Origin of the sequence: Leucobacter viscericola (assembly GCF_011299575.1) — a bacterium.
GTDB classification, from domain to species: domain Bacteria; phylum Actinomycetota; class Actinomycetes; order Actinomycetales; family Microbacteriaceae; genus Leucobacter; species Leucobacter viscericola.
The window spans coordinates 1682189-1701917 of sequence record NZ_CP049863.1 but is presented as its reverse complement, the minus strand read 5'-3'; the positions used below and the strand labels follow the sequence as shown (position 1 = coordinate 1701917).

Annotated in this window: 19 protein-coding genes; 13 read left to right on the top strand and 6 right to left on the bottom strand. The window is 59.7% G+C overall.

The window, feature by feature from the left end; all coding sequences use genetic code 11:
* Positions 1–120: 120 nt before the first annotated feature.
* On the bottom strand, positions 121–924 hold the full coding sequence (locus G7068_RS07635; RefSeq protein WP_166290782.1) for a purine-nucleoside phosphorylase: 804 nt from the start codon (positions 922–924) through the stop codon (positions 121–123).
* 62 nt (positions 925–986) lie between these two features.
* On the opposite strand from G7068_RS07635, the gene G7068_RS07630 reads away from it, so the two are divergent.
* Positions 987–1262 carry a hypothetical protein gene (locus G7068_RS07630; RefSeq protein ID WP_166290780.1) on the top strand — a complete coding sequence of 92 codons (276 nt, stop codon included), beginning with the start codon at positions 987–989 and terminating at the stop codon, positions 1260–1262.
* A complete protein-coding gene (locus G7068_RS07625; protein WP_166290778.1) occupies positions 1259–1666 on the top strand; it encodes a type II toxin-antitoxin system VapC family toxin in 408 nt (135 codons plus the stop codon). Before G7068_RS07630 ends, G7068_RS07625 begins: the two co-directional genes overlap by 4 nt.
* A 41-nt stretch (positions 1667–1707) precedes the next feature.
* On the opposite strand, the gene G7068_RS07620 is transcribed toward G7068_RS07625, so the two are convergent.
* Positions 1708–3048: a hypothetical protein gene (locus G7068_RS07620; protein WP_166290776.1), complete on the bottom strand. Its 1341-nt coding sequence runs from the start codon at positions 3046–3048 to the stop codon at positions 1708–1710.
* A 309-nt stretch (positions 3049–3357) separates the two neighbouring features.
* Entirely contained in the window at positions 3358–6018 is a 2661-nt protein-coding gene (locus tag G7068_RS07615) for an aminotransferase class I/II-fold pyridoxal phosphate-dependent enzyme (protein WP_244304808.1), read from the bottom strand.
* A gap of 355 nt (positions 6019–6373) precedes the next feature.
* Here G7068_RS07615 and G7068_RS07610 point away from each other — a divergent pair, with 355 nt between their 5' ends.
* A complete protein-coding gene (locus tag G7068_RS07610; RefSeq protein ID WP_166290771.1) occupies positions 6374–6844 on the top strand; it encodes an SIP domain-containing protein in 471 nt (156 codons plus the stop codon).
* Here the strand turns inward: G7068_RS07610 and G7068_RS07605 are convergent.
* On the bottom strand, positions 6841–7614 hold the full coding sequence (locus tag G7068_RS07605) for a hypothetical protein (RefSeq protein ID WP_166290768.1): 774 nt from the start codon (positions 7612–7614) through the stop codon (positions 6841–6843). The genes G7068_RS07610 and G7068_RS07605 overlap by 4 nt on opposite strands.
* 80 nt (positions 7615–7694) lie before the next feature.
* Here G7068_RS07605 and G7068_RS07600 point away from each other — a divergent pair, with 80 nt between their 5' ends.
* The 5 genes from G7068_RS07600 to G7068_RS07580 all read left to right on the top strand — a co-directional run bounded on the left by G7068_RS07600 (position 7695) and on the right by G7068_RS07580 (position 13528).
* On the top strand, positions 7695–9845 hold the full coding sequence (locus G7068_RS07600; protein ID WP_166290766.1) for an S-layer homology domain-containing protein: 2151 nt from the start codon (positions 7695–7697) through the stop codon (positions 9843–9845).
* Positions 9846–9869: 24 nt separating this feature from the next.
* Positions 9870–11309, top strand: a complete 1440-nt coding sequence (locus G7068_RS07595) for an NAD(P)H-quinone dehydrogenase (RefSeq protein ID WP_166290763.1) — start codon at positions 9870–9872, stop codon at positions 11307–11309.
* A gap of 127 nt (positions 11310–11436) precedes the next feature.
* Entirely contained in the window at positions 11437–11826 is a 390-nt protein-coding gene (locus G7068_RS07590; RefSeq protein ID WP_166290761.1) for a cupredoxin domain-containing protein, read from the top strand.
* A 207-nt stretch (positions 11827–12033) separates the two neighbouring features.
* Positions 12034–12453 (top strand): PadR family transcriptional regulator, encoded by a 420-nt coding sequence (locus tag G7068_RS07585; RefSeq protein WP_166290759.1) that lies wholly within the window; start codon positions 12034–12036, stop codon positions 12451–12453.
* Positions 12446–13528 (top strand): hypothetical protein, encoded by a 1083-nt coding sequence (locus G7068_RS07580; protein ID WP_166290756.1) that lies wholly within the window; start codon positions 12446–12448, stop codon positions 13526–13528. Before G7068_RS07585 ends, G7068_RS07580 begins: the two co-directional genes overlap by 8 nt.
* A gap of 3 nt (positions 13529–13531) precedes the next feature.
* Here the strand turns inward: G7068_RS07580 and G7068_RS07575 are convergent, their stop codons facing one another.
* Positions 13532–14863: a class I SAM-dependent RNA methyltransferase gene (locus G7068_RS07575; protein WP_166290754.1), complete on the bottom strand. Its 1332-nt coding sequence runs from the start codon at positions 14861–14863 to the stop codon at positions 13532–13534.
* Positions 14864–14897: 34 nt separating this feature from the next.
* Between G7068_RS07575 and G7068_RS07570 the strand changes: the two genes are divergently transcribed.
* The 5 genes from G7068_RS07570 to G7068_RS07550 all read left to right on the top strand — a co-directional run bounded on the left by G7068_RS07570 (position 14898) and on the right by G7068_RS07550 (position 17877).
* A complete protein-coding gene (locus G7068_RS07570) occupies positions 14898–15662 on the top strand; it encodes an ABC transporter ATP-binding protein (RefSeq protein WP_166290751.1) in 765 nt (254 codons plus the stop codon).
* Positions 15659–16393 carry an ABC transporter permease gene (locus tag G7068_RS07565; protein WP_166290749.1) on the top strand — a complete coding sequence of 245 codons (735 nt, stop codon included), beginning with the start codon at positions 15659–15661 and terminating at the stop codon, positions 16391–16393. Before G7068_RS07570 ends, G7068_RS07565 begins: the two co-directional genes overlap by 4 nt.
* Before the next feature lie 178 nt (positions 16394–16571).
* Positions 16572–16805 (top strand): type II toxin-antitoxin system VapB family antitoxin, encoded by a 234-nt coding sequence (gene vapB / locus G7068_RS07560; protein WP_166290747.1) that lies wholly within the window; start codon positions 16572–16574, stop codon positions 16803–16805.
* Positions 16805–17212 carry a PIN domain-containing protein gene (locus G7068_RS07555; RefSeq protein WP_166290745.1) on the top strand — a complete coding sequence of 136 codons (408 nt, stop codon included), beginning with the start codon at positions 16805–16807 and terminating at the stop codon, positions 17210–17212. The genes vapB and G7068_RS07555 overlap by 1 nt, the downstream gene beginning before the upstream one ends.
* Positions 17213–17244: 32 nt before the next feature.
* Complete coding sequence (locus tag G7068_RS07550; protein WP_166290743.1) at positions 17245–17877, top strand: Maf family protein; 633 nt, start codon at positions 17245–17247, stop codon at positions 17875–17877.
* A gap of 12 nt (positions 17878–17889) precedes the next feature.
* Here the strand turns inward: G7068_RS07550 and G7068_RS07545 are convergent, their stop codons facing one another.
* On the bottom strand, positions 17890–19656 hold the full coding sequence (locus G7068_RS07545) for a PucR family transcriptional regulator (protein WP_244304778.1): 1767 nt from the start codon (positions 19654–19656) through the stop codon (positions 17890–17892).
* Between the last annotated feature and the right edge of the window lie 73 nt (positions 19657–19729).

Here is a 19729-nt window from a genome sequence, read left to right as displayed (position 1 = left end):
TTATTACCAGAAACTGACCCGCAAACTGGGATTGGGGCGGGTACGGAGGTCGGATCGGGGCGGGCGCAGCAGACCTCCGAAGGTCAGCACGTGCGTGATCCTATGCTGCCCAGCACTGCATTACAACAGGGCAACCACCCGTTTGAGTAGTTCCGCGAGGTGCGGCTCGGCGGCGCGGCCCTCTTCAAGGACCTCCTCGTGGCTAAGCGGATCGCCCATGCCCGCGGCCGGGTTTGTGATGAGTGAGAAGCCGAGAATCTCCATGCCGGCCTCGCGTGCAGCGATCGCCTCGAGTGTGGTCGACATACCCACGATCTGTCCGCCGATGGTGCGCAGGTAGTGGATCTCGGCGGGAGTCTCATAGTGCGGACCGGGCAGCTGGACGTAGACACCCTCCTGCAGTGAGGGTTCGGCTGAGCGGGCGATGTCGCGCAGGCGAGGGGTATAGAGATCAGTGAGGTCGGTGAAGTTCGCGCCCTCGAGCGGGGAGGTTGCGGTCAGGTTGAGGTGATCGCTGATGAGCACCGCCTCGCCGGCGCGGAAAGCGGGATCGACTCCGCCCGCGCCGTTCGTGAGGATCATGATGCCAGCCCCGGCCGCGGCCGCCGTGCGCACACCGTGAACGACCGCGCGCACCCCTTTGCCCTCGTAGAGGTGGGTGCGTGCTCCGATGATGAGGGCGTGTTTGCCGTTTGCGAGTCGGATCGAGCGCAGTGTGCCCGAGTGACCCGGCACACCCGACGTGTGGAACCCGGGCACCTGCTCGGCGGGCACCACGGCGACGGTCTCGCCGATCACGTCGGCCGCCTTGCCCCAGCCGCTGCCGAGCGTCAGCGCGATGTCGTGCCGCTCGACCCCGGTCAACTCGGCGATTGTGTCTGCGGCCTGTTGGGCGAGCGCGCGCGGATCCTGCGATTCAGTCATGCGGATAGTTTAGGGTGCAATTCAGAGTGTTGCACTTGTAGCCCCGGTGGTACACTTTCAGTATGCCCACCACACTGCCAAGATTCCAAGTGACTGAAACGCCCGAGGTTGCTCGGGCGCTTGAGGTCGCTCGTTTGACGTGGCCCGATCTGAGAAACTCGGAGCGGGTGAGAGAGCTGCTCATTAGAGGGGCGCACTCGATCGAAGAGGAGCGGCTGCAGTTGCGAAGCGCCGAGGCCAAACGACGCGAGGCTGCGCTGGAAGCCTTCGCTGGAAGCCTGACAGGCGTGTACGAAGCAGGCTACCTTGAACGGCTTCGAGAGGACTGGCCCGAGTGATCGTGCTTGACGCGAGTGTGCTGATTGCGCTCGGAAACGCGAACGATGTGCACCATCTGAGGGCCCGAGAGGTTTTGATGGCCTGCCTAGACGAACACTTGCTGCTGCACCCTCTCACAAAGGCTGAGGTACTGGTCGGGCCAGTGCGTCGCGGCTCGGGTGAACTTAAAGAGCGTGAGCTATTAGCTATGGGGGTCGAGGAATGGGCACCCATTGAGGGTTCTGGCCTTCGTCTTGCGGAAATCCGAGTAAGCACTGGTCTCAAAATGCCCGACTGCTGCGTGCTTGATGCCGCGCTCGCCACAGGATCTCAACTCGCAACCTTTGATGAAGAGCTTGCCAAAGCGGCGGCACACTTCGGGCTGGCGCTACAGAATCGTTCTTGGGTTGAGCAGCAACTCTAGCGTCTGAGTTTCGTCGCGGAGGAGTTGGGCGAGTCATGTGCTCAGGGGCTTTTGTGGGAAAATTTCACGAACAAACTGCCACGTTGTAAGTCCTGGCTGGTTTTCTGGGGAGCGTAATCCCGCTGGATGATAGTGGCTTCTCCTGCGGTTTGGGGCGGTTGTCCGCCGGAGAATTGTCTTCCGCTGATTGGACAGTGGCTTTTTTTCGGCTCGAACATCTGTTGGCTTAGGCAAAATCGTTCACGTAGTCGACGGAGTTCTCTGCTGCGAAGGCCCCATTTGATATCCGCTTCAGCGTAAAGAAATTGCAACCAGAAGTTCAATGCCTTGGTGCGAGGGGCTCGCTTCTTCGGAGGTCTCTGACTCAGCTCAGATTTCCTGCTTGAATTTACTGTTTTCCTAAGGTCGTAAACCGTTGGATCAAAAGTTAAGACGAATCCGTAGAAGAAGACAGTAGTTACAACAACCCAAGCAAACGTGAGAAGGGCTAGCGTTGAAAAGAGGCTGGGGAATGCTGTAGAGGCTGGAACAAAGAGGAAGAGAGGGAGGAAGCCCATATACACGCAAACAACACTCGTGGTGGGAAAACTGGTAACTTCCTTCTTGTCGACACTTCCAGGTGATTTCTTGAGCCACTTCCGAAGTAACCTGATTAGTTGAGATCCAAGTATGGGAGTGTAGGAGATCCCGAAAAAAAGTAGTCCTGTCAAGACGAATAACAAAATGAGTATCCAAGCGGGCGGTGCTTCCCACTGGATGGCGGCGACTTCTCCAGGCGACGTATTTGTTCCATCGTCTTCTAGGCCACTTAGGAGTGCGACCAAACTCCCAAAACTGATAGTTGCGTAGAGGGACGACTTAAATCGTGAAAAACCAACGCTTCTCTGTACATCTCGCGCTTGGTTCTGAACGGCGAGAGGCAGCTTTCTTCTTTTCTTGTTGATGCTTTGTGAAATATAGCGACCGTGCGATTTCAACCAAAGATGTTTGGCCTGCGTAAAAGTGCCAGTGAGGGCTGAGTTCTTAAACTCAATGCTCCAAGCCGCAGCCATTGTCGTGATCGTGATCAGTATGACGACCAGTGTGAGAATGACTGATTCTGAATGCGACTCTCCATCTGAATTGTTCCAGTCGATAAAAAGTGCGGCTATGCAGAGGACCGTCATGATGTTCATGATCGCGAGGAGAGCAAGAATCGGAGCGCGGAGCCGATAACGGACAAGGTATTGCTGACGACCCTTGTTCAGAAGCGCTGTGAAAATAAGTATTGTCCATATCAAAACCGCAAGTGAGAATTGTGTTGTTGTAATAAAATCTGTGCTCAGAAAAATCTTTTCGGGGTTAAATAATTTTCCAATTGACCCCAATTCCTTGTCTGACATCAATATGAATTGTGCACTGAATACCGTAAAAACCAAGGGCACAATGATCGAACCGAGTTTAAAGGCTGACTTCCCCTCTTCGGGTGTAATAGCCGGGATTCCAGAGATCGATGGAGGATGTGCAGAGCATCGTGTGCGAGCTGTACTTGACGCAATTCTTGTTTTGCTTGCGCTCAGAAGCTTAAAGAGCTTTCTCCCGTTCAATGGCTTTGAATAGCTCTCGGTGGTTGGCTCCACTTTTGTCAATCGCGCAACTTTCTAGCTAAGTTGAAGCTTCTCTCGCAATTTGTCCACTCGGGTTGCAAGTGTCTACCCCCGCAGCACCCGATACCCGCGGCGGGCGTCGAAGCCGTGGATCTCACGGGTATCTAGCGCCGCCAAAAAGTCGAGCACCTCCGACGTGATGACCTGACCCGGAACCAGCACCGGGAATCCCGGAGGATACGGCGTCACGAAGCCGGCCGAGACCGGCTTTTCGCCGGTGCGCACCCGCTCGCGCAGCGCTTCGGGGGAGACGTGCTCGACCGTGCCGCGCCGCTGCCCGTTGAAGAACGCCGCCCGCAGGTCGCCGTCCGGCAACACAGCGTCGGTCGCGTAGCCCGGCGCAAACGCGCTGAAGTCTGGCAGGGGAGGAGAAGGCACTGATAGGTCGCCGGGCAGCTCGGGATCACGCTGCGCCTGCTCCTCTTCAAAACGATCAGCGAGCTTGACGAGCACCTCGATGAGGTACGCGACCGCGCTGCGCGAGGTGCCGATGTTTGTCATGAACAGCACCGTGTTACGGCTGGTTTTGTTGACTTGGATGCCGTAACGGTCCATCAAGTGCTCGTGCTTGAACGTGTCACCGTCAACGCCGGTGCGGCTGATCTCGATCGTGATGCGCGACGGATCAACTACAAACTCGTCGTTGGCCCACGCCTGCCACATGCTCGTCAGCCCGTCGCGCAGCGGCATCGGGCGGCCAACCTCGCGGTGCTCCGCGGGGATCAGATCGTGCGCCGTGAGCACGCGGAACGTGCGCCTCAGCAGCGGGTGACGTGCGATCGCCTGGGCGAGGCTCGTCGCGAGATCGAGCTGGCGCTGCACAAGCTCGAAGCCCTCGAGCTCCACCTGGCGGCGGCCGATGTCGAGCGAAGAGAGGATCTGGTAGTTCGGTGAGGTCGAGGTGTGGGTCATGTACGCCTCGTGGAACGACTCTTCAGCCTCACGCACCCAGTCCTGGTCATAGACGTGGATCATTGAGCCCTGACGGAGCGCAGTGAGCGTCTTGTGCGTCGACTGCGTTGCGTAAACGCGAATGTGCGCATCGGGCGAGGGGATCAGCCGCTCGGACAACCAAGCCGAATCGGGGGCAGGATCGCCGTCAGTCTTGAACAACCGCGACTGCTGTTCGCGGTACGCGGCTGCGTGCGTGGAACTCTTCAGGCGATCTTCCAGGCGCTTAGCCGCCGACATTGCGGTGCGGCGGCGGGTGACCGGGTGGAACGCCGCGAACGCAAACCACGCTTCGTCCCAGAGGAACACGAGGTCGGGTTTAATCGCGAGGCACTCGGCCATCACGCGCTCGGGATCGTAGACAATCCCGTCGAACGTGCAGTTGGTGAGGGTGATCATTCGCACCTCGTCGAGGCGGCCCGCCGCACGGTAATCGAGCAGCATCTGTTTGATGCGGTTGATTGGAACTGCGCCATAGAAGGCGAAATCGTTCAGCGGGTAGGCCTCGAGGTAGGCGGGCCTTGCTCCTGTGAGCATCACCGCGTGGTGGTGGGACTTGTGGCAGTTGCGGTCAACCATCACCACGTCGTTCGGCGCGACCAGCGCCTGGTGCACAATCTTGTTGGCGGTTGACGTGCCGTTCGTCACGAAGAACGTGTGCTTTGCACCGTATGCACGCGCGGCAAGATCCTGAGCCTTCTTGATGGTGCCGACCGGTGCGAGCAGTGAATCGAGCCCGCCCGAGGTTGCCGAGGTTTCGGCGAGCAACAGGTTCAGGCCGTAAAACGTCTCGAGATCCTTGATCCATTTGGACGATACTACGGAGCCACCACGCGCCACCGGCAGTGCATGGAAGACCCCGACGGGGCGCCGTGCGTGATCCTGAATCGCGCTGAAAAACGGGGTGTCGTAGAGGTGAGAGACACGGCGAAGGAGCGTGAGGTGAAGCTCCAGCTGATCCTCGCGCCTGAACACACGACGGAAGCGGCGGGTCAGTGCCCCGGCGAGCTCTTCGATGTGTGCGCCCGCCATGAGATAGAGATCGAGCTCGGGGCGGATCGCGGCGAGTGTGTCGGCGATCCCCAGCACCCGCTGCACCGAAGCGAGGGAACTGCGCGCTGGAGCAATCGTGTTGGTGTTCTCTGAGTCGGTGCGGGCGAGACCGATGGCCTCTTTGAGGTCTTTGCTGAGGCTCTGTCGAGTGCGGTCGCTGAAGCCTGGGCGCACGACGCAGGCGAGAATGTTGGGGTTGGTGAGAATGGCGGCAACAGCATCGTCGGCGGAGGGGACGATGACGTACTCGTAGATAAAGTCGTCGGCCGGATTACGCAGGCGTAGAGCCTCCGCGCGCATCGTGTCGCGGTCGGCCGCTGTGGTCTCGTCGACCACGAGCACCTCGAAGCGGGGGCGAGGATCGCCGTCGCCGCTGGTCTCCAGGCGATCGAGTTCGTCAATGAACTCTTCGCGGGGGTCCTCGGGAACCGTGTCGCCGCGCAGGCGGTTGACGACTCGACCGATGCGGTCGAGTGCGGTGACGTAGTCGCCGGTTTCGAGCAGGTCTGTAATCCCGGTCACATATCGCTGACCGAAGCCGGCCCAGTACATCTCGATGGTCTCGAGCGAGCGCAGCGAGCGGTAGATCTCACTGTCTGGGGTGAGCGTGTCGGTGTCGTCGTTGCCGAGCGCGAGACGCTTCACGCCGAATCGCAGATACTCCCAGGCATCGCTGCGGAGGCGCCAGGTGCTCGACGGCATTCCGGGATCCCGTTCGAGAACACTGCCCGGGTCGGCTTGCGTCGCGCGAGGCTCCGCGATGTCGTCGGAAATCGAACCGGTACCCCGAAATTCCTCTGTAAGTGTTTCGTGAGCGGAGTCGATCCTCGTCATTGACGACTGTCCTTCCAACATCGGCGTTAATGGGTATTGCGTGGAGTTCTGATTGTCGATCTTACGTCGTTTCAAATGCCGGGTCAGGTACGTTGCGGTTTGCGACTGTGCTTGCGGTGCGGCCTGAGCAAACATTTTGGCGCCGAGCGGGCCCGCAAACAGCGACACTGACCGAATGCCGAGAGTTCACCCGATGTAACTTAGGATGCCCTAATATAGAGGTGTGCAGGCATTCGATTCAGACGGTTCAGAGGTCACCTCTGTCGTCGACCCTGACGGACTCGATTGCGTACTCGCCGCGGGTGACGCGGGCGATCTTGATGAGATTCGCGAGTGGCTGCAGAACCTGCCCGAGACCGCCTACGGGCAGGTCTTCATTGAAGCCTCCGATAAGGCCCAGATCGAGCCGCTGCCTCTGCCGGTAAACGTCGCGGCAACCTGGTTGTGTGCGGGATCACGCGCCACTGTTGAGCAGGATCCGGGAGTCGCCTTGGAGACCGCCGTCGACGCCTGGTTCGACGAGTGGTTGTGGCCAGACAGCGGCGTGGATCGCAACTTTCACCTCTGGACGGGGTGCCGCGAGAACGTGGTCATGCAGGGATACTGGCGCAGTTTCGATCGTCGCCTGAAAAAGCGGTTGCCCCGCTTCTGCGACCCGAACTGCGCGCGGGACTGCTTCGGTTCTTCTGATTAAACGTGTGCGCGCTTCCTGAGTGCGGCCGCGCGGGTAAGTAACAAGGATCCCGCCAGAGCTAAAACCGTCGCCAAGATGGTGCCGGTTTGCCGCGGTTGATTTCCCGTTTTTGCGAGTTCCTCGGGCTTCTGCGCTGGGGTCGGTTGGGCTGTAGAGCGAGGCGCCTCCGTGGGGGGCGGGGTTTCCGAACCAAGTATTGTGAAATTCGCGCCGGGAATTTTCATACCAGTGTCGTCGTAGAAGCAGCTATACCTGACGGTGTACTCTCCAGCACTCGCTGTCAACGGAATGTGAATCGAGTGTGCCACGTACCCATCTGAACCGACCGGTAGATCGAAAGAAAAGTAGGTTTCTCCGTCTGTGTCATTCGTCAGTGTCTGGTGGGAAAAGTCTGCATTGATGCTGTCTGGTGGGCTTGAGCTCTCACCGCAGGATCCGCTGATTTGCACGGTGCCCCCCGGGCTTGTGGAGTTCGGGGCGATGGTGAAACCAGCGGAGAGCGCTACGCCTGGCACTGCGAGCAACGGGGCTTCGGCCATGACTTGTGAATCTGGACCGACGGAGTCGAGCTTAGAACCATCAGGAGATACGTGACGCTCGCCTGAATCAGTTTCGGGAACGCTGAAGGTTTTCTGTTCCAAAGGACTTTCGCCCGACACCTCAGTATTAGGAAGGGGAGATTCGGGTAGTTCTGAAGCAGGTAGTAATCCAGTGGCGGCGAAGACGATTGCGGCAACCGCTGGAAGACTGAAAATTGAGGATGCGCTCATAGTTGCCAAAGCTAACAGGGGAAAATGCATCTAAGCAAGTGAGTTTGACAATATATAAATAAATTCATTAAATTTGAAGAATGACTTCAAAGTTTTGTCATCCTAGACAAAGATCGATCACATTCTTTCTCTTTGTGCCGTTGATGATTGGATTATCAGGATTTGCCGTGCCGAATCCAGCAAATGCGGAAGATTCTTCTGACTCGGCAGCCGAGGATTCGACTGGTAGCGAGAAAACACAAGCAGAATCGCCCCTTGAGGGTCCAGAGGTGGATGATAGTAGCGGCGATTCGGGGTCAAAAGATTCAATTCAGATTACTGAACCTTCGGACGAAACGTGGTTCTTGGACGAGAGCCCAACTGCGGGAATGAATAGCGAAGGGCAGAATCTATCCGGTGAAGCCCAGCGTTCTCGACTTGTTGATTTTGATGCAGGTGCTGCGCTTCACGCGCTAGTTGCCGAAAGCGATTTGAAATCAGGCGATCTAGCTGAACGCACGGTGGTCTCATCTGCAGAAAGCTTTGACTTTCAAGCCTTTGATGGCGAGATTCGGCATATCAACATTCGAGAGGTCGCGGTGATGGCTCCGCTGGATGGAGGCTCACAGCCAGTCGTCGAAGTGCTAGGTGATGAAAGTGTAGGGGGTGGGAATACTTCACTCGCATCCTTCGTGTTCTCTCCAGACGACGCGGGCGAATATCAGCTTTCCGCGAGTATCAACTCGACAGGAGAAGACAGCATTCGTGTTGAAGCAACGGGAGAAACGCTCTACCAAATAGATGAAGTTTCATCGAATACACCTGGCGTGGAACGCACGTTTGTTGATGACGATGCCCCACCGAAGGATGGGGAACTAGAGTTGGATGCCCCGGAGTATGAAGATAATGGCGTGCCCTTAGTGCCTGGCTCTGCAGCTTACAAAGCAGCGAAGGCGCCAAACTACGAAGTTACGGTACTGGCCGTAGCGGCAAACGGGATTGGCGGAGCCGCGGTGGCAGAGGGTCAGATGAGGGGTCTAATTGGCGAAGCCAACGCTGCGTTCGAATACTCCGGTATTAGGACTCGATTGCGCCTATTGGGGGCAATGGGTGTGAGCTTTTCCCAAAATCTGTGGGATATGGGGGAGGATCTTAAAGCCCTTGATAGGGGCAAAGGTGTTTTTGCCAATGTTCACAGCCGACGAAACGAACTCGGTGCTGACATTGTTTCGATGATTGTGCCAACCTCGTCAACCAAGGACAACTATTCCTACACCTGCGGGGTGGCTTGGAGGGCCGGGCAAGGAAAGTACAATAAGAACATTGGCCAGCTTGCCTATGATGCCAGTTATGGTTTCAATGTTGTCGCTACACAGGACGCCATTAGGGGCGGGGTGCAATGTCCGCACTTCGCCTTTGCCCATGAAGTAGGTCACAATCTCGGGGCGAATCATGACCCTGATCATTCCAATGTTACTTATGGCGACGAGGGGTACATACACGGGTATGCGGTTCCCGGTGCCGCACGGGACATCATGTCTTATCAGTGCAATTGGAATACCCCGTGCGCAGAGTCCCAACAATTTGCGAGCCCATGGAAGACCTTCAGAGGTTACCCGAATTTTGTCTCAGGAAACACTTGGCAGTCTAACGCGGCGAGAATGATTGAGGAGACATCGACCGTCGCCTCTGAATGGCGTACAACGACGGTTGGTTACGACGTCCCAACGAGCCACAAGTTCCGCAAGGAAATAATGTGGCTTGTGAATCGGAAGATCTCTAGTGGATACGCAGATGGTTCTTTTAGGCCAGGGGAATCAATTTCACGAGAAGCCATGTCGGCATTCCTGTTCCGGATGAGAAAAGTCAGGAACTTCAAGGTACCCGCAACCGCCAAGACGTTCTCCGATGTCCCTAAATCTCAACGCTTTTACACCTACATCATGTGGATGAGTAGCGAAAAGATCACCACGGGTAATGCGGACGGCACATTTAAGCCTAAAGATGCTGTTTCGCGAGAGGCGATGGCTGCGTTCTTGTACCGATACGCGGGTAGTCCAACCTTTACCCCTACTGCCGCGCCATTCTCTGATGTTCCGAAGACTCATAAGTTCTACAAGCAGATCGCCTGGCTTAAGTCCGTCGGAATTACCACGGGTAATGCAGACGGAACTTTTGGACCGTCGAATGCCGTTTCGCGAGAAGCGATGGCGGCGTTCCTCTACCGCTACAACGCGAAGGGACTCAAGTAGGTATAGCAGCGTAAGCTTGGAGTCATGGCCAAATCGCATGAACGCAAGCATCGGATCGTTGTGCTCGGAGGTGGCCCTGGCGGCTACGAGGCGGCTCTCGCCGGCGCCCAGCAGGGAGCCGATGTCACGCTGATCGAGCGGGCCGGTGTCGGCGGAGCAGCGGTGCTCACTGACGTTGTGCCCTCGAAGAGCCTGATTGGCACGGCGGGTGCCGTGCAGGCGGTTCGTGACTCTGGGCGGCTTGGTGTGCAAGCGTTTGTTCCCGGGGGAGACGGCAAGCCTGTGCGCCCCGAGATTGCCGTCAACCTCGCTGCGGTCAACAAGCGACTCATGGCGATGGCTGGAGCCCAGTCGGTCGACATGTTGCAGACTCTCGAATCTGCAGGAGTGCACGTTGTGCAGGGCGAGGGGCGCCTCGACGGCGTCGGCGCCGTGCTGGTTTCAACCTCCGCCGGATCCGGCGGCACCGACTTTGATCGCATCGAGGCCGACACGATTGTGCTGGCCGTGGGTGCGAGCCCTCGTGAACTCGACTCGGCAAAGCCAGACGGTGAGCGGATCCTGAACTGGAAACAGCTCTATGATCTGCCCGCGATCCCGGAGCACCTCGTTGTGGTGGGCTCGGGTGTGACTGGCGCGGAGTTCGCGAACGCTTACCGCACCCTCGGTGCGGAGGTTACGCTCGTGTCGAGCCGTGACCAGGTGCTGCCGGGTGAGGATCCCGACGCCGCTGCCGTTATTGAGCGCGAGTTCGCGCGGCTCGGCATGAACGTGATGTCGAAGTCCCGCGCCGAGTCGGTCACCCGCACGGAGAACGGCGTTGTCGTGGCCCTGGAAGACGGCCGCACTGTCGAGGGATCGCACTGCCTCATGGCGGTGGGCTCGATCCCGAACACGGCGAATCTTGGGCTCGAAGAGGCCGGTGTGCAGCTCACCGAGAGTGGGCACATTCGCGTGAACAAGGTGGCGCGCACTGCGATCCCTTCGATTTATGCGGCGGGTGACTGCACCGATTTCTATCCGCTCGCCTCGGTTGCTGCGATGCAGGGGCGCACCGCGATCATGCACGCGCTCGGCGACTTCGTGCGACCGATTGACCTGCGCAACGTTGCGGCCAACGTCTTCACGTACCCCGAAATCGCGACGGTCGGGTGGAATGCGAGCAGCCTCGCCGAGGCTCGCGACGTGGCTCAGGCGATTGAGCACACGATCCCACTCAGCTTGAATCCGCGCGCGAAGATGATCGGTTTCACCGACGGTTTCGTGAAGTTGTTCGCATGGAAAGCATCCGGCACCGTGATCGGCGGCGTGATTGTTGCGCACCGCGCGAGTGAACTCATTTTTCCGCTAGCGCTCGCCGTAGAGCACCGGCTGACAGTCGACCAGGTTGCGTCGGCGTTTGCGGTCTACCCGTCAATGACTGGCGCGATTACTGATGCGGCGCGTGCGTTGCATCAACATTAATGCTGGTGCGACGCGTGCGTTGCACTGCACGAGAGCGTAGGCGCGGGTGGGATCGACCGTCTCAATCGGTCGAGTGAAACCGGTGTGCCCGAAGGGTGCGTCGGCCGCGAGAGAAGAGGAACAAATGATGTTGAGCGAACGAGCGCGCACGGCTTCACGGCGCGGGATCCGCGGCGGGATCGCAGGGCTTATGGCTCTGGGGCTGATCGTTGGTCTTTCAGGGTGTGCCTCGGGCAAGCCTGAAGTCGTGCCGTCAGATGAGAGCGCGAAGCCGGTTGTTACGGTGCGCGCGGTCGACAACAAGTTTGAGCCGGCTGACGTGGAGATCGAAAAGGGCCAGGCTGTCCGGTGGGTCTTTGAGGGCACAAACCAGCACGATGTGGTCTCCGATGACGGCAGTTTTGTGAGCGATCTCGTCTACGACGGCAGCTACACGCACGTGTTCAAGGACGCGGGTGACTTCCGCTACATCTGCTCGATCCACCCCGAAATGGTTGGCAACGTGAAGGTGAAGTAGTCAGGCGGGTGGTTTCGGCTGCCCCGCCTGCGTTCCAGCCCGAACTTCCAGAATCCGCCCGGTTTTGCGCCCTTAAGACCTCGATCTTAAGCGCGCAAAGCCGGGCGGATTTGGCTTTCCGTCGAGGGTTAAGACGGAGGGATTGCTTCCGGTTTGCACACTACTGCGCAATCCGTAGTAGTGTGGTGTGCGTAACAGGAGGTCCACTTGGATACCACGCAGCTTCTCAAGGGAGTGCTCGACGCCGCGGTTCTTGCGGTGATCAGTCAAGAAGATGGGTACGGCTATGACGTCGTGCGCCGCCTGCGTGCCGCAGGCCTCGACCATGTCGGCGACGCCTCGGTTTACGGAACACTTAGGCGGCTCTTCACTGCTGGGTCGCTCTCGGCGTACGTCGTCGCATCAGACGGCGGACCAAATCGAAAGTACTACGCGATCACGCCGCAGGGGCACGAAGTGCTTGCTGAACAACGCCTCGCCTGGGCAACCTTCAGCCGATCCCTCTCGTTGCTATTGAACGGTGTGGATCGCCCAAAGACTCTTGCGGATCCTGACCTGAATTTTGATCCCATCCCTGCAACCGACCATTCAGCCAACCCCAGCCTGACCGGAGCTCATAATGACTAGTTTTACGAAGAACAGCGCAGCGGCGAATCTCACTGAGGAGATGATCGATGCGTTTGCTGCACGAGTGCGACTTGCCTTGGGTGACCTGCCCAAGGGTGACGTGGTGGATCTCACTGAGGGGCTCGAGACTTCGCTCGCGGAGCAAGCTGCCGACTTGGGGCCGGGGGCGACGTTGCCTCACGAGGGTGACGCAGTTGCCTACGCCAACGAACTGCGGGAGGCAGCGGGATTGCCTGCTGGTGGGGCTGACTTGACGGCTGAGAAGCGACCGGGGTTATTCAGCGTTGTTGCTGAGCGGTTGCGTGAAATGCGTTCAGAGCTGTCCGATCGCATTCGCGCGAACCCTGTATCGTCTGCGATTTTTGATTTTTTCGTGGCACTGCAGCCGGTTTGGTGGGTGCTCCGCGCATGGGTTGCCTGTTTGGTCTTCAGTGCTGTCTTCATGAGCGGAACGTTGACCTACTATTATCCGATCCCGGAGGGGGTCAAGGCGTGGTTGATGCTGCTAGTTGCGAGTGTTGTCAGCGTGCAGTGGGGACGCGGTAAGTGGATGCCCTGGCGCTGGATGCGAGTAGTGCGGTCACTCGGAAGTGCCTTCTTGTTTGTGGTCGTGCTGTTAGCCGCGCCGACGGTGGTTCCGCAGTGGGGTACTAGCAGCTATGTTGCTGATACGCCCGAAAATGCCCCTGGAATGTGGGTAAACGGCAGTCTTGTGAATAACATCTTTGCCTACGACGCCAACGGCAAACCGCTGAGTGAGGTGCAGCTGTTCGATCAAGACGGGCGAGCAATCGTCACGGTGGGAGATCCGGAGGCAGGCACCGAGGCAGGCCAATGGGTCCCCGCGAGCGTGGGCGCGTCATGGTTAATGCCACGGACCACCATTGAAGGAAAGATCGCCTGGAATGTGTTTCCGCTCAGAACCGTTCCAGATGCCGAAATCGATTACTCTGAAGATCCAATTGGGGTGGTTGATCAGACAAAGGCCATGCCCCAGTCACCGCCCAGCATCCAGGTCTATCCGCTTGCCCCGCTCAAGGATCAATCCGAGGTGGAGAGCAAGCCCGCCAGCTAAGCCCTACCCCCGCTCAAACACCGCCACGGTCTCAAAGTGGTGTGTGTGAGGGAAGATGTCGAACGCGCGCAGCCCAGTGAGTTCGTAGCCCGCATCGCGCAGCGTCTTGGTATCGCGGGCGAGGGCCACGGGATCGCAGGCAACGTAGACGATGTTCGCGGGTGACAGCTCGATCAGCTGGGCGGTGACATCGCCGCCAGCACCGGAGCGCGGCGGATCGAGCACCACGGTGCCGCGGCGCATGCGATTTCGAACCGGCTCTGTCGCCTTCAGCAGGTCGGCAAGGTGGCGGTCTACCCGAGCGGTGACGGCGAGTGCGCCCACAAGCTCGGCAAGGTTCTCAGCAGCATCATCGGTGGCGCCTGCATCGGACTCGACGGTTGTGACCCGAATCGTGGGGCCTGCCGCCTCCGCCATCGCAGCCGCGAGCAGCCCGACCCCGCCGTAGAGGTCGAGGTTGCTGGCTGTTGCGTCAAAGCGCTCAGCGTCAATGAGGTCTTGGATCGCGTCGCGCACCGCGGTGAAAAGAACCGTGGGGGCTTCGCGGTGCACCTGCCAGAATCCGCCGGCACGCACGAGGAAACCGCGATCCTCGACGAGCTCGCGTACTACGTCGTCTGCCCCAGCCCGCTTCTTCTCGCCGGGAAGTCCGAGCAGCATGCGGGGGTCGTCGGCCGCGGGATCAACGAGGTCGACGGTTGCAACCTCGGTGATGTTGTCGGAGAGGGGAGCGATCTGATTGATACCCTCGCTGGCGAGCGGTAGCGACTCGACGGGGATGACCCGGCGGCTGCGTGAGGCGTAGGGGCCGACGGTGCCGGTTTCTGCGTCGACGTGCAGGCGAACGCGCGTGCGGTAGCCGAGCCCGTTGGTCTCGTCGTCACCGGGCGCCGGTTCAACGAGATCAGCAAGCGCCTCCGCGAGATCCTCGCCCTCTTCGCTCGCGAGTTCGACGCCGCCAAAACGCTTCATGGCGTCGGCGAGAACCTCGGCCTTGAGGAAACGCTGGCGTTCAAGAGCGATGTGCCCGAACTCTGCGCCGCCCGCGCGATCTTCGGGGTCGCGCTCGATCGCGGCCTCGGGCCACACATGGGGGCGGCGATCCTCTGATGCTTCTAATACCTCAATGACGGCGGCGCGAGCGAACGACTTCTTGCGCGCCTCGGTGACGCGTGCACGTACGCGTTCGCCGGGGATCGCGTCTGCCACGAACACCACGCGCCCTTCGTGGCGCGCAACGCATACGCCGCCGTGTGCGATTCCGGTGACTTCGAGTTCAATTTCGTCGCCAACGGTGAGGGGCGCGGTGTTGCGGGTTTCAGACATGTTGACCATTCTCCCATTGCTTTGGCGGGTCTAGGATCAGAACATGGAGCAAGCAACGGTTCTAGTGCGAGACCTGAAGGTGCGACGCGGGCGCAAGACGGTGTTTGACGGCATCGGATTCGAGATTCCGCGGGGCGAGGTCACCGGCCTTCTCGGGCCCTCGGGCTGCGGCAAGACGACGCTGCTGCGTGCGATCGTCGGGGTTCAGGCGGGTGTGCAGGGTGAGCTGCAGGTGCTAGGAGAAAGTGCAGGATCGCGCTCGCTTCGAACGCGGGTCGCGTATGCGACACAGGCGGCGTCTGTGTACGATGACCTTTCGGTGCGACAGAATCTTGCGTTCTTTGCGCGGGCGCTTGGGGCGCCCCGGGGCGATGAGGATCGCGTTATCGATCTTGTGGGCCTGCGCGACCAGGCCAAGCAGCGCGTTGAGGCGCTGAGCGGCGGTCAGCGTAATCGGGTTTCCTTGGCTGCTGCTCTATTGGGATCACCCGAGCTCATCGTGCTCGACGAGCCGACGGTGGGGCTTGATCCGGTGCTGCGCGCAGAGCTGTGGGCGCTGTTTCGAAAGCTCGCGAGCGAGGGAGCAACACTGATCGTGAGTAGTCATGTGATGGACGAGGCGCTGCACTGTGACCGGTTGCTCTTGCTTCGTGAGGGCGAAATCGTTGCGGATACAACGCCGTCGAATCTGCTTGAATCAACGGGGGAGCGCGATCCTGAAGCCGCGTTCCTGGCTGTGATTGCCGGCGCAGGGTCTGGCGCGGCAATGCCGGGGCATCCCCGCCACGCAGGGGAGGTGGCCTCATGAATCCGAAACGTACCTTCGCCGTTGCTGGTCGCGTGCTTCGGCAGCTCTCGCACGATCCCCGATCCATCGCATTACTGCTACTCGCTCCGAGCCTTTTGGTCGGCTTGTTTGCCTGGCTGTTTAGCGATCAGGAGGGGACTTTCGATCAGTTCGGCGGGCCGATCCTCGCCCTCTTTCCCTTCATTTTGATGTTCATTATTACCTCGGTGACGACGCTGCGCGAGCGGCGATCCGGCACGCTCGAGCGACTGATGTCGACGCCGCTTGGTAAGGGTGACTTCATTGTGGGCTACGGGATCGCGTTCGGATTGGCGGCGACGGTGCAGGCCGTGATTACCGTGACGTTTGCGACTGTTGTGTGTGGCCTTGAGGTGAGTGGGCCGATTTGGCAGTTGGGCGCCGTTGCCGTGCTTGACGCGCTGCTCGGAACCGCCCTGGGGTTGCTCGCGAGTGCGTTTGCGCGGACCGAGTTCCAGGCCGTGCAGTTTATGCCGCTGGTGGTGTTTCCGCAGATCATTCTTGGCGGATTGTTTATGCCTCGGGATCAGATGCCTGACGTGCTGCACGCCATATCCAACTGGCTGCCGCTGAGCTACGCGATTGACGCTGTGACTGCTGTAACCGACGGCACCGAGGGGTGGGATCTGGGGCGGCCGCTGATCATTATTGCTTCGGTGACCGTCGTAGCTCTGGTGCTTGCGGCGGCGACGCTACGGAGGCGTTCGCCGTAGTCTTTCTCGGTTGCACGAGCTTCGCTCACAGGCAGTCGATTTTGCGAATTTTTGAAAATCTCTGGCGATAACTCCGCTTCTTTCGGAATGGCGTCAGAATTCAACCTATGCTTCTTGGAAACGTTGTCATTCCGCCAATCTCACGTATATACTTCATGTATATCCCAGGAGGTTAAGTATGAGAACTAAGCTGTTTTTCAGTAACAAGACGCAAGCGGTGCGGTTACCCAAAGAGGTGGCCTTCGCGGAAGGAGTAGAAGAAGTGGAAATAGTCGTCGTGGGTGAATCCCGAGTCATTACTCCGGTCAATAGGGGCCTGGAATGGTGGTTCCAAAACGGCGCGGCGGTGAGTGAAGACTTTATGTTGGACCGCGAGCAACCTCCAGTGCAAGAACGCGACTGGGGTGAGTGATGCTGCGTTACCTATTAGACACAGATGTGGCAATCGCTCTGCTTCGTAGGCAGAAAGGGATCGACCTGGATCGCTTTTTTGCGAACAGTGGGCGTCTTGCTATCTCAACGATTTCTATTGAAGAGCTCGAGTTTGGTGCCTACCGTTCTGCATTCCCTGAGCGAAATCTAAAAGCCAATGATGAGCTTCTAGCGCAACTGAAGATTCAAGATTTTAATAGATACGCGGCAGCACACGCTGCGGAGGTTCGGGCAACTCTCGCTGTTAGAGGCACACCGATTGGATCGTACGATTCACAGATTGCGGGGCATGCACGTTCGCTTGGGCTTACCGTCGTCACTGGAAACACGCGCGAGTTCGAGCGAGTCCCTGGGCTGCTGGTCGAGAACTGGATCGGAGGGGAATGAGCCAGCGGCGCACAACGTCATAGAATCGGCGCATGCGTTTGTATCTCGCCTCGACCTCACCCGCCAGACTCTCCGTGTTGCGCGGGGCCGGAATCGAACCGATCTGCTTCTCGCCTGAGGTTGATGAGGACGCCGCCGTGGCGGCGCGCGAGACCGAGCTTGGGCGACCACTCTCTGCCCCTGAGCTCACCGAGTACCTGGGGCGGCTCAAGGCTGAAGACGTTGTGCGAAGGCACGGTGACGAAATCGACGGACTCGTGCTCGGCGGGGACTCAATGTTTCTGCTTGACGGCGAGATTCTCGGCAAACCGCACCTGCCTGAGATTGCGCTTGAGCGCTCCAAACAGCACCGTGGCAAGACCGGGGTGCTGCACTCCGGGCACTGGCTCATTGACCACAGCGGCGGCACGGTGCGCGGGGCCGCGGGCGGGGTCGACACCGCCAAGGTGACGCTGTCGGCAGATCTGACCGATTCAGAGCTTGCGGCTTACGTCGCGACGGGCGAACCGTTGGAGCTCGCGGGAGGGTTTGCAATCGATGGACTCGCAGGAGCTTACATCGAGAGCATCGAGGGAACCCCGAGCTGCGTGATCGGGCTGTCGCTGCCGGAGCTGCGACGCCTCGTTCGTGAGCTCGGCCACGAGTACCCTGCGCTGTGGAGCTAGGGCACCAAGAGGTTACTCTTGCTCCGATCCTCGGGCTAACAGCGCGACGGTGAGTGTTGCGATCGTCTCGCCGCTGGCGAGATCCACCCCGAGCAGATCCTCAATGAGTGCGATGCGCTGATAGAACACCGACCGCGACAGCCTGGCACGTTGCGCGGCGAGTGAGCGGTTTGTCGGGTGTGCGAGATAGGCCTCGAGAACTCGAAGCAGATCCCCGCTGTGACCGGGCCCTGCGCTCTGGTCGTGCGCGACCAGAGTGGCAAGCGTGCTAGACGCAAACTCCTGCACGGCGGGGGCCGCCGATAGTCCACGCACCAGGTACGCGAGCGGCTGCTGTTCGGCCTGCTGCACCGAAACCCTACCAACCGTGGTGGCCGTGGGCAGCGATCCCGCTGCTCGCACGCGCTCCAGCGACGTGATCAGCTCGCCGACCCGTTTACCAGAGATGCCGAGCGTCAGCTGTGCTCGCCACGCGGCAGGCGTGGTGTCGGGCAACAGCATCCCGAGTTCATGGGAGAGCCGCTCGGCGAGTGCTGGGATCCTGGTTTCGTGTCCGTCTAAGGTGGCGGCAGAGGCGGAGTTGGCGGATGCGCTCATTCCGCTGCGTGGATCATTCAGCGGAAACGACAGGAGCGCAAGCAGCGTTCCCTCGCGAGGCGAGTCGGGGTCGGGGGTGAGGATCGCGGATCCTTCGGGTGCAACGGCGCGCCTGAGAGCCGTTTCGAGGATCGCTCGCTCCAAGCTTTCGTGGGCCCCAAAATCACCAAATCCGCGAAGCGTTGCACCGAGCAATCGGCGTCCAGCTATCGGAAGCCCACCGGCCGCGAGTTGAACCGCAAGGTCGGTGTCTCGTCGGTAGCGTCCGCCCAGCAACTGGCCAAAGAGCTGTTTCGAACTGAGCTGCAGCCACTGATCCTCACCCGTGTCAGCAAGCCTGCCGAGCGCGAGTGCAAAGGCACCAAGTTCGAGCACCGTCTGACGCCCGGCCGGGTGCGGAGAGCCTGGAAGTGCGATGAGGTGCCCCCAGCGCGTACCGCGCGCCTCGACGGGCACACGCACCCAATTAGTGGGCAGTGCGCGAGCGAGCTGCTGAGCGGAGGCCCAGCGTTCGAGGGTGTGCTCGGGATCCGGCTGTTGTGAACCCCCGCTCGCCCACGCAACAACACGCTGAGCCGAGTCTTCGAGCACCACGGGTGCGTCGAGCGTCGCCGCAAGCCGCTCGATCACGTAATCGACCGGGCTGCGGTTGAGACCGAGCTCGGTGAGCATCGCGTGCACCTCGGCCCGCGCCTGCAGGGCTTCGGTTTGTGCGGCGAGGATGCGTTGATGAACTCGCTGGGTAATCTGCACAAAGCGCACCTCGCTGTGCAGAACCACCAGCGGGATATCGTTGGCTTCACAACTGGCGATCAGAGCGTCGGGGGCGTGTTCAAGGCGGGTCCCGAGCTCCAGGATCACGGCTGCCGGACCGGTTCCGGTCAGTGTGTCTGTGACTGCGGCGAGCTCCTCGGGGTCACTTGGCCACCCAGCTCCCGTCGTGAGCAGCAGCTCGCCGCCGTCGAGAAAGGCTGCAGCTCCCGTGCCCGCGACCACGTGGGCCCAGCGGACTGCACGATCGGTGTGGCCGGATCCTGCAATCAACTCGGGCTGCCCGGCGCGCAATTCTGGCAGGTCGAGCACAGCGGCGACGGTGAGTCCAGCGGTATCGGTTGCGTTCTCTGGCACGGGATCCTCCGCTTCTTTTGTCATTGTCTGGCTCTCGCCGAGAACAAGCGTCATACAAAGTGTATGACAACACGCAAAAGTGCCGATGATTTGGCGTTCACTTTTAGGCATCTCCGCTGGCACACTT